The organism is Arthrobacter sp. GCM10027362, assembly GCF_042679445.1.
Classification (GTDB): domain Bacteria; phylum Actinomycetota; class Actinomycetes; order Actinomycetales; family Micrococcaceae; genus Crystallibacter.
Genome location: NZ_JBHTML010000288.1, coordinates 1 through 3,459, shown reverse-complemented (window position 1 = coordinate 3,459; position 3,459 = coordinate 1). Strand labels below are relative to the sequence as shown.

Annotated in this window: 2 protein-coding genes and 2 pseudogenes; 1 reads left to right on the top strand and 3 read right to left on the bottom strand. The window is 71.4% G+C overall.

Features of this window, described 5'->3' with window-relative positions:
* Nucleotides 1-347: 347 nt before the first annotated feature.
* A pseudogene (locus tag ACFQ36_RS21675) lies at nt 348-671 on the bottom strand (NAD(P)H-binding protein); the annotation flags it as partial.
* 229 nt (nt 672-900) lie between these two features.
* Here ACFQ36_RS21675 and ACFQ36_RS21670 point away from each other — a divergent pair.
* Nucleotides 901-1,572 (top strand): ScbR family autoregulator-binding transcription factor, encoded by a 672-nt coding sequence (locus tag ACFQ36_RS21670; protein WP_377017450.1) that lies wholly within the window; start codon nt 901-903, stop codon nt 1,570-1,572.
* Nucleotides 1,573-1,595: 23 nt separating this feature from the next.
* On the opposite strand, the pseudogene ACFQ36_RS21665 reads toward ACFQ36_RS21670, so the two are convergent.
* Together ACFQ36_RS21665 and ACFQ36_RS21660 are read right to left on the bottom strand one after the other, a co-directional pair.
* Nucleotides 1,596-2,087: pseudogene (locus ACFQ36_RS21665) on the bottom strand (AfsA-related hotdog domain-containing protein); the annotation flags it as partial.
* A 753-nt stretch (nt 2,088-2,840) separates the two neighbouring features.
* On the bottom strand, nt 2,841-3,459 hold a 619-nt coding region (locus ACFQ36_RS21660), incomplete at its 5' end, for an MFS transporter (RefSeq protein ID WP_377017448.1).

Below are 3,459 nucleotides of genomic sequence, written 5' to 3'. Positions count from 1 at the left end.
CCCCGGCTGTCCCTGCTGCGGGAGGCCGACACCGAGCAGGCCCCGGCGCACCTGCGCTGGCAGCCGGCCACGGCGCCGGCCCGGAACACCGAGCCGGCCCTGGCCCGGTAAGGAGCCTGATTGCCGTTCATCGGCCAGGCACGGGGCGGTGCGTCCGAGGACGCGCCGCCCCGTGCTGTGCCCGGACGGGACCGATGGGGGACAGCACCGTACGGGCCGGGCAGAACCCGTACCCGGCGAAACAGATGTGGGCTCTACCAGAATCGGCGGGCCACAGGCCGTGGGAAACTCTACCGGGACCGTTCCCGATTGCGGGCCAGCCGCGCCGAAAACAGCCGCGCCTCGTGTCAGGCAGACCGGCAGCCGCTGCCTGGTTCGCCGGGGTTCGTCCGGTGTGGCGGCGTTGCGGACCGGCATGTTTCACCGGCGAACAGGCCTTGGTGAATTCGGGACAGGCACGGTTGCCACGGATGCAGCAGCCCCTGCGCAAGAGGGGTCCGCTGGATCAGGCGCCGGACACCGAAGGTTTCGCAGGCCTTGATCACCGTGGGTGTTCCCCGCGTGTTGGTCCTTTCGGCGGTTTCCGGGTCGCCGTCCACGTACGAGGCCGCGTTGATGACCACACCGGCGCCGCGGACGGCTTCCGCGACAGCTGCGGGGTCCGTGATGTCTCCGAGGAACCGGCCACCGGCACCGTCCGTACCGGGCCGGTTGGCCGCCTTGTTAGGATCGAAACAACCAGGCCGTGACGGGCCTGCAGTGCCCGGAGGATCCGGCTGCCGATGAAGCCGCCGGCTCCCAGCAGCAGAACCCCCGCCGGCGGGGAAGAAGGCTGATCACCGGCAGCCGGCGGCCGCCGTGCAGGCCCGCCGATGGTGTTTCTAGAGTGAGGGTTCATCGATGGTGCTTCAGGACCGGGCCAAGGCGACCCGCCAGGCAATCATTGCCGGGGCGGCGGCCGTCTTCGAGGAGCACGGCTACGGCAAAACCACCCTGGCCCAGGTTGCCGAGGCCGCGCAGGTCACCAAGGGCGCCCTCTACTTTCATTTCCAGTCCAAGGAGGACCTGGCCGGCGCGGTCATCGAGGAGCAGCACCGCCTTGTCGTGCAGGACGCCGAAAGGATCCTGGCCGGGAACCGGCCGGCCCTGTCGACGATAATCCTGATGTGCCGGGCGTTCGGGCTCCGCCTGGTGGACGAGCCGGTGGTCAGGGCCGGCATCCGCCTGACGTTCGAGGCGACGGCGTTCGGCCGCACGGTGCGCGAACCGTACGAAGACTGGGTCGCCACGATGGCCGAACTGGCCGCCCGAAGCCGGCGCGAAGGGCAGATCCGCGCCTCGGTGGACCCTGCTGCCCTGGCCCGCTACATCGTGGCCTCGTTCACCGGGGTGCAGATGGTCTCCGACGTGCTGACCGGGCGGGCGGACGTCATGGCCCGGATTGAGGAGATGTGGGCGATCCTGCTGCCGGGGATCATCGCCGAAGACTGGCCTGGGGATCCCTCCGAGCTGGCCGGGCTGGTGTCCGGGACCGGCCCCGATCCAGTGCCGAAGGCGGCGGCTCCGGCATAAACCCCGCCGCGGACCGCCTGCCTGACGGCCTCGATGAGCAGCACGCCCGGGACATGGTCGAGCGGGTGGTCGAACAGGACCGGGTCCGTTGTGTCCACCCGCAGCGGCCAGCGGCCGGCCACGGGGCTTTGGCCCGGGACCACATTCCAGACCGAACCGCACCCGACCGTTTTCGCTGCCACCGGCGGGGCACAGGACGCGCGGCCGGGGAGCCCTGCCGGGCCCCGAAGCGCCGGTAGGCCGCAGGATCGACGATGCGGGCCCCGGCCGTGCCCTCGGCGATCGTCCGGCCGCCGGCCTCGAACACGGCAACGGCGCGCCGACCGGCCACGCCCCGGCTTATGGTCCGGACCCCGCGGAGCTGCACCCGGGCCGTTACGTCCCTGAAAGTTGCCCAAGTCAACTTCAGGCTTCCTGCGAAACCGGTCAGCCGGATTGTTTTTCCTGCCGGCTTGTTCTAGGCTCTGGTTCGGCGCGAAGCGATTCCGGGAACGGTGGGTACCGCGGAGATGCATCGCGCCGGTACCGGCGGGCCGTGGGGGGCCCGCCGGTACCCCGGCGGCTCTCCCGGAGCCGCGGCCTGCCCGGGCCGGTGCTTCACCGCAGGAGGATCGGGCAGGAATTATCCGCTTGCCGGGTCAGGGCGGGAGGTTTTTGTCCTCTGCGGGCGAGCATCGTGCCCGGACCCGGCGGAACGTTACGCGGTGCCGTAACGTCAGTTACACCGATGTGACTACAGGTTGCACCGCTGGCAGACTGTCTCCTGTTCGCCGGGCCGGCATGCCCCCATGTGCCGGGGCGGCGAACCCCGGAAGGACCCCGGCCGGTTTCCCCCGTACCAGCATTCCCCTGGCTGCGGCCGGGGCCCTTCCCCGTTCTCCAGCGTACGGGATTGTTGCCTGCCGCACCTGTGCCGGTCCTGTGAAGGTTCCCTCAGGATCCTGAAAAGCCTTGCCCGGCCGCATCGCCCCCTGTTCGGCCTCCCTCGGCCGGAATGGGGCCGAACCCGCTGTCCGGCCGGGTGCCGGCCCCGGATTCTAGCCTTAAGTCCGAAGACGGTGACCTGGATCCGGAGAGGCGTTCCGGTGTGCGCGTCAACGCTGAACCGGCGCAGCTTCCCGCGGCCGAGTTCGTCGCCGGCCCGTTCGGCCAGGACGGCGGCGTTCGCCGTGCACCGCGACGGCCCGGCCGGGTCTGGGTCGGGCAGCTAACCGGAACAGCGGCGTCGAGACCAAGCCGCTTCCTTCCATAGATCCTTCGCGAAAATGTCAGCGGTCCGTGGCGGTCAGGCGGATCAGGGCCACGGCGGCGGCGGTGGCGAGGGCCGCGGCCATGGCGCTGATGCCGGGGTAGCCGATGAGGCCCATGGCGGGTCCGGCCGCGGCGCTGCCGGCGGCCCCGGCCAGGGACATGGCAGCGTCGGAGAAGCCCTGGGCGGGTACCCGCTGGTCCGGGGTGAGGGAGGAGACCAGCAGGGTGGAGCCGGCGACGGTGGCCGCCGACCAGCCCAGTCCGAGCAGGATCAGTCCGGCGGTGACCGCAGGCATATGCCGGGCGGCCAGCCCGGTCAGGGCCATCGCGGCGGCCAGGGTGCCCATGCCCGCCAGCACGGTCCGCGCGGCGCCGAGGCGGTCGGTGAGCCAGCCCATCAGCGGGGAGAGGGCGTACATCCCGGCGATGTGCAGGGAGATGGTGAAGCCGATCAGCGCGATGGTGTCCGGGCGCCCGGCCGCGTGTCCGGCATGGTGCTGCATGTGCAGCGGCGTCATCGACATCACCGCAACCATCACCGCGTGGGCGGCGACCACGGCGGTCACCGCTGCACGGGCGGTCGGGTGCCCGCGCACGCTCTGCCACCCGGCCCGCCACGAACCGGAACCCGCCGCG